At 53.8% G+C, this 6,178-nt stretch carries 8 protein-coding genes; all 8 read right to left on the bottom strand.

The window, feature by feature from the left end; translation table 11 throughout:
• The coding region (locus tag ACWB12_RS15825; RefSeq protein ID WP_479531061.1) for an ATP-grasp domain-containing protein at positions 1-737 on the bottom strand (737 nt) is incomplete at its 3' end.
• Positions 738-812: 75 nt separating this feature from the next.
• The gene (locus ACWB12_RS15820) at positions 813-1,019 is read right to left on the bottom strand and encodes a hypothetical protein (RefSeq protein WP_479531060.1); all 207 of its coding nucleotides are present in this window, start codon (positions 1,017-1,019) and stop codon (positions 813-815) included.
• Positions 1,020-1,186: 167 nt separating this feature from the next.
• Entirely contained in the window at positions 1,187-1,585 is a 399-nt protein-coding gene (locus ACWB12_RS15815) for a YbhB/YbcL family Raf kinase inhibitor-like protein (protein ID WP_479531059.1), read from the bottom strand.
• 41 nt (positions 1,586-1,626) lie between these two features.
• Positions 1,627-2,127 (bottom strand): DUF2244 domain-containing protein, encoded by a 501-nt coding sequence (locus tag ACWB12_RS15810; protein WP_479531058.1) that lies wholly within the window; start codon positions 2,125-2,127, stop codon positions 1,627-1,629.
• Positions 2,128-2,131: 4 nt separating this feature from the next.
• The gene (locus tag ACWB12_RS15805; protein WP_479531057.1) at positions 2,132-2,698 is read right to left on the bottom strand and encodes a hypothetical protein; all 567 of its coding nucleotides are present in this window, start codon (positions 2,696-2,698) and stop codon (positions 2,132-2,134) included.
• Positions 2,699-2,793: 95 nt separating this feature from the next.
• Entirely contained in the window at positions 2,794-4,467 is a 1,674-nt protein-coding gene (locus ACWB12_RS15800) for a cytochrome c oxidase subunit I (protein WP_479531056.1), read from the bottom strand.
• A gap of 283 nt (positions 4,468-4,750) precedes the next feature.
• Positions 4,751-5,218, bottom strand: coding sequence for a c-type cytochrome (locus ACWB12_RS15795; RefSeq protein WP_479531055.1), 468 nt, complete (start codon positions 5,216-5,218; stop codon positions 4,751-4,753).
• Positions 5,219-5,315: 97 nt separating this feature from the next.
• Positions 5,316-6,062 (bottom strand): lipoyl(octanoyl) transferase LipB, encoded by a 747-nt coding sequence (lipB, locus tag ACWB12_RS15790; protein WP_479531062.1) that lies wholly within the window; start codon positions 6,060-6,062, stop codon positions 5,316-5,318.
• Between the last annotated feature and the right edge of the window lie 116 nt (positions 6,063-6,178).

Genomic DNA, 6,178 nt, shown 5'->3' with positions numbered 1-6,178 from the left:
AGGATTTTCACCCCGTTTTTTGTCTGAACCGTCAGGATGCGAACGGGTGAAACTGTTTTGCCAACGATGGCCGAAACTTCTGGCGGCTGGACAAGCAGTTCCTGAAACAAGTAGCCCTTGCTATAATTGGCCACAACCTCATCGGCCAGATCACGTGGGTTGACGTGTCGCCCGTCCCCTAGGCGCACCTCAGAGCGGTCGGTCGAACTGGAGACGATGCCGATACAACCAAGGCTGCGGGATCCGTGAACCGGCTTTCCAAACATCGGCAAGTTTTTCTTGTCGGTGATGAAATCCACAATCTCGGCGGCTGATCCCAAGGTGGTTATTGAATTAAGACGCAAGGATTCGGAATAGACAGCTTTTAGCTTTGGTGAGGGAAAGCCAAAGCCCTGTATAAGCTGCCCGAACAACAGTTTGTCCACAATCAGATTGTCATGGTTGGCCAGTGTTGCCGGGGACAGGCGCATGTTCAGGGCGCGGATCGTATTGTTGGATAGGAACTCGCTTTTAGCCTGGGCCGTTAGTGAGGGTCGGTAGAGTCTGTTTATAAAATAATCGCCGGGGTGAATCTTATTTTTGCCAAAGGCCAGACGCAGCATCGAAAACACTTGTGAATACAGGCCGACATTAAATTCAGCCCGCACTTTTTGCATCACACTGATGTAGTCAATGTTCTCAACCGGCTTGCTGCAAGCGAGAATCCGAGTTGCAGGGATCGTTTTGCTATTCGACACAAGAGCCCGCCCACATTAATAACACCCCCCCTAAGAAATATCAGGGGAAGTGCAAAAAAACCAAGTTTTTACTGGTTACTCGACTATAGGAGCGGAACCGCCGCCACCAGACGCTGCTGCAGCCAGAAATAAAAGCAGAAGGATTGGAATAAGCAACCCACCGCCAGAACTGCTTGTTGCAGCCTCGACCACTTCTGGTTCCATCATTGGTTCAACCAGATTCCCCGCAGCTACATTGGTCGCAAATAGTGATGCAAATGCTGCTGAAATAGTTTTTTTCATCGTCGCCCTCCAGATATTGAAATTAATTAGCAAAATACTTGCTTTCTAAATTATACCACATCCGTGGTAGACCTTAAAGCTATATGTAGTAGTTGGTGTATATATTGTTGCTTATAGAAGCAAACTGACCACGGTTAGTTTTGGCGGTTTTGGGTACAGGGATTGGCTTACGGATATTTACGCGCCGCTTTTGCCACCTCTAGTTTACCGCCGTTTTTGCGCGATTGCGCTGTGGCGGCCCAAATATATGTATGGCGGCCACTGGGCGGGCAGGGTGATTTATATTTGAACGCGCCGGGGGCAATAACGGATTGCCCTGTATAGGCCACCACACCGCCACCGTGATTATAACCGGGCGCATCACGATCAACCAGTTTGAAGCGGATGTATTTGGTGCCAGCAGGCACGTCTTTCAGGGTGAAATTCGGGTTGGCCACACGGTTCGGGTTGCCGGTGGTGCAGAGTTTCAGCCCCGCCCAGTCAAAGCCGATTTCAAAGGCCTGTGCGGCGGGGGCGGTCAGGGCGAGAGTGGTGGTGATGGCAATAGCTGTGATAAAAATTCGCATAATAAACCTCTGATAAAATAAATTAATAAGGGCAGTATAGCTTAGTTTGGCAATTTCGCCAACACGCCCTGCAACTCGGTCAGCAAGATCTTGCGCTCGCCCACACTTAGAAATGCGCCGATCTCTACCTCGCGGTTGTTACCGCGCAGGGTGATGTAGTTTTCAACAGGGCCGGATTTCGGGTGCATTTTGACCTCGACCCAATAGGGGTTCGCGTCCCAAGTTTGCGTTTTCCCGCGCGGATTTTGACGGGTTAATTCCATGTGATCGGGCCAGATGGACAGGGTTTCAAGGATCATGCCGTCCTTGTAGCTGCGCTCAAGGAAATACCAGATTGCGCCAACGGCCGCGGCCAGAAAGGGCAGCATGAACCACAGGTATTTGGTGCCGAGCAACGCCAGCAGCGGGATGCAGATTAGGGCGGCAGTCACGCCGATGAACCACACAAAGCCACGACGCGGCAGGGAGCGGTAGGGCCACAGGATCAGCTGGTGGAGGGGCGGGTTTTGGCCGCTGGTGGGTTGGGTCCACTCGAAGGGCATCGGGTTATTCGCCCCCCTTTTCGGATCGTTGCTTGGCCCAGAACGCCCATAGCAACAGACCGAGGAGTAGCAGGATTGATACAGCAGACATTGAATTTCCCAGCGTGACCAGAGAGTGCCAAAATGGGGCGGGTATTCCTGTCCGCATGGCCTCAGTGATAAAGGCCTGCGTATCTGTGGCCATCCAGCCGATCGGCAGGACAGAAACCAGCGCGCCGATGTGCAGCAGCCAGAATTGGGAGGAGGTAATAATGACCGGAACTCTGGGGCGCATGTATACGATGCCCACGTGGATCAGGCCGGATACACCATATATGATTGCATAAACCCTGTAGTAGTTGGGCGTTTCGGTTCCGACGTAATATGTATCGTGATAGGCACGATCCGCTGTCAGCTGGAATACTGCGAAAGGGTCGTGTGCAAAGTAGGCCATAATGGCCAGCGCCAAGGTTGCCGCGCTATACAGCAGGACCGCGCGCCATTTGGCGGCCAGTCCAAGGCGCGCGCCAATGATCAGCCCGATCAGCGGGATAATGACCCAAAGCAATATGTAGAGCGATAGAACCAGCATTCACCTGCCTTTAACTGAAACGGGCCTTTAATAGAAACGGGGCCCCGGCATTAAACCGAGGCCCCGCCTGTGTTTTCAAATTGGTTCAAGTCAACCTAATGGTTATGCTGCTTGTCCCACTCTTCTTGCTTGGCAAGAATTTCGAACGTGTGCTCGGGTGGCGGGGATGGCAGGGACCATTCCAGCGTATCGGCATATTCGTTCCAGTAGTTGTCCTGCGTCACTTTCTTACCCGCTAGCAGGGTGTAGAACACGATGCCGATAAAGAACACGAACGACGCGAACCCCAGGAACGCACCGTAAGACGACAGTTGGTTCCAGAATGCGAATGCTTCCGGATAGTCGATATAGCGTCGCGGCATGCCTTGGCGACCCAAAAAGTGTTGTGGGAAGAAGGTCAGGTTGGTGCCGATGAAGAACATCCAGAAGTGGATTTTACCGGCCCATTCAGGATACTGACGGCCCGACATTTTGCCGATCCAGAAGTACATACCGGCAAAGATGGCGAAGGCAGCCCCCAGCGACATAACGTAGTGGAAGTGCGCCACGACGTAGTAGGTATCGTGATAGGCGCGGTCCAGACCAGGTTGGCTGAGAACAACGCCGGTCACACCGCCCACGGTGAACAGGAACAAGAAGCCCATGGCAAACAGCATTGGCGTCTCGAACGACACCGAGCCGCCCCACATGGTGGCGATCCAACTGAAGATCTTGATGCCCGTGGGCACCGCGATCACCATAGTTGCCAGCATGAAGTAGCTTTGCTGCGACAGGCTCATCCCGACCGTATACATGTGGTGCGCCCAGACAACGAAGCCCAGAACACCGATTGCCACCAGCGCGTAAACCATTGGCAGATAGCCAAACACAGGTTTGCGAGAGAAGGTCGCGATCACGTGGCTGATGATGCCAAAACCCGGCAGGATGATCATGTAAACTTCGGGGTGACCAAAGAACCACAGGATATGCTGATACAGGATCGGATCACCGCCACCGGCAGGATCAAAGAAGGTCGTGCCAAAGTTACGATCCGTTAGCAGCATAGTGATGCCACCCGCCAGGACCGGCAGCGACAGCAGGATCAGCCAAGCGGTGATAAAGATCGACCACGCAAACAGCGGCACTTTGTGCAGGGTCATGCCTGGTGTTCGCATGTTCAGGAAGGTGGTGATCATGTTGATCGCACCAAGGATCGAGGAGGCCCCAGACAGGTGTACCGCAAAGATCGCCAAATCCATCGAGATACCGGCCTCGGAGGTCGAGAGCGGCGGGTAAAGCACCCAGCCAACGCCAGAGCCCATTTGGCCATTGCCCCCGGGGGCAAGCAGCGAGGCCACACCCAGCGAGGTACCTGCAACATACATCCAGAAGGACAGGTTGTTCATCCGAGGGAACGCCATGTCAGGCGCACCGATGTGCAAGGGCATGAAATAGTTGCCAAAGCCGCCAAACAGCGCCGGAATAACCACAAAGAACATCATCAGAACGCCGTGATAGGTGATCATCACGTTCCAGAGGTGCCCGTTCGGGGTACATTCGGATGCGGAATCAGCAATGAAGCGTGCGCCCTCAAGGCACATGTACTGCACGCCAGGCTCCATAAGTTCCAGCCGCATGTAAACGGTGAACAGAACCGAGATAAACCCGACTGCCCCTGCGGTGAAAAGGTATAGAATACCGATGTCTTTGTGATTTGTTGACATGAACCAGCGGGTGAAGAAACCCTTTTTGCTGTGCCCATCATGGCCGTGGATAGCTGCGTCCGCCATGAACATACTCCCTGTTTTTATTATTAATCGACCGCAAAAGGGTGGCCCTTTCGCAATGTGTCCCACCTTTCTTTTAGGGGGGTCTTTGACCTAGATCAATATCAGGATGGGCGTTGTCGACATGTTTCATGCAATTATCTGCATAAAACCTATGGATAGCTTGTTAAACTGCGCGAAAAAGCCGCGAAAGGGTGATCCCCCTCGCGGCATTTGTGATTCTTATTGTCCGGCAGGATTTTGATCTGAATCAAAACCCCGCATCGCCACACGGGCGTTTTCCGGCTTAGTTAGACGCTTCGGTCTCGGTGGATTCGCCTTCAGTGGCTTCCATTTCCATTGCTGGAGAAACGCTCGCCAAATAGGCTGCAACATCTTCGCCGCCTTTTTTCAAACGAAAGCTCATAGAGCTTTTTGCGCCGCCGTCATCCAGATATTCCCGCAGGAATACCTTTGGATCGGCCACATATTTTGCAATCAGCTCTTCGTCCCAGACCAGACCGGATTCGCCAGCGGCAGCAATGGATTTGCCATATCTGAAACCTTCATAAGATGCCGCAGCACGGCCGATCACACCGTAAAGGTTCGGGCCGGTTTTGCCGCCCTTAAAGATCACATCGTCGCCATTGACGATCATGTGGCAGGCTTTGCATTTTTTGAACAGCTTTTCGCCAGCGGCAGCGTCGCCTTCGGCCAAAGCGGGGGTTGCAGCGCCAAGGGCGGCAAGAATAGCAAGTGTGCGTATGGGTGTCATAGTAACCTCGTTATATTTGGATTCGCGTCCTATGCAGAATATAGGGAAACATACGGGAATTAAAAGGCGGTGAAGCCATGCTGCGTCTATTGGCGCGTTATTGCCCGAAAATGTTTGCAAAGCTGTGTTTTAGGGCAACATCAACATCCGCCATCGTCACCGGCAGGCCCAGATCGACCAGACTGGTTACTCCGTGCTGGGTGATGCCGCAGGGGATGATGCCGCTGTAGTGCTCCAGATCAGGTTCCACATTGATCGAAATCCCGTGAAAGCTGACCCATTTGCGCAAACGCACGCCGATGGCGGCGATTTTATCCTCATGCGGGGTGCCATCCGGATTTAGCGGTTTGTCATTACGGACAACCCAGACGCCAACGCGGCCCGTCCGGCGCTCGCCTTTGACACTGAACTGGTCCAGCGTGTCGATCACCCAGTCTTCCAACTGGCGCACAAACTGGCGCACGTCGCGGCCACGCTTACCGACATCCAGCATGGCATAGGCCACCCGCTGGCCCGGCCCGTGGTAGGTATACTGCCCGCCGCGTTTGGAGGTGTAGACAGGGAACCGGTCAGGATCGGTCAGATCAGCCGCTTTGGCACTGGTGCCGGCGGTGTATAGCGGCGGGTGTTCAACCAGCCAGATCGCCTCGTTCATGGTGCCCGTCGCAATACCTGCCGCGCGGGTCTCCATTTCTGATACGGCCATGTCGTAATCTATCAGACCGGTGGATGTGATCCATTCTACCATTGTGTGCGCCTGCGTGCTGTAACTGCCTTGTCTGTCGCACTGTGGGCGGGGCTTGTCAAAGGGTGAAGGGGCGCGCTTTTTTGCTTCACATCCTATGGCGGTTTCGCTATACGCCGCATTGCTTACCAGATCACGTGCGGTCGTGGCGGAATGGTAGACGCGCAGCGTTGAGGTCGCTGTGGGGTAACACCCGTGAGAGTTCGAGTCTCTCC

The organism is Profundibacter sp. (genome assembly GCF_056498605.1).
The sequence above is the reverse complement of the archived record's forward strand: the minus strand, read 5'-3'. Positions and strand labels throughout refer to the sequence as shown.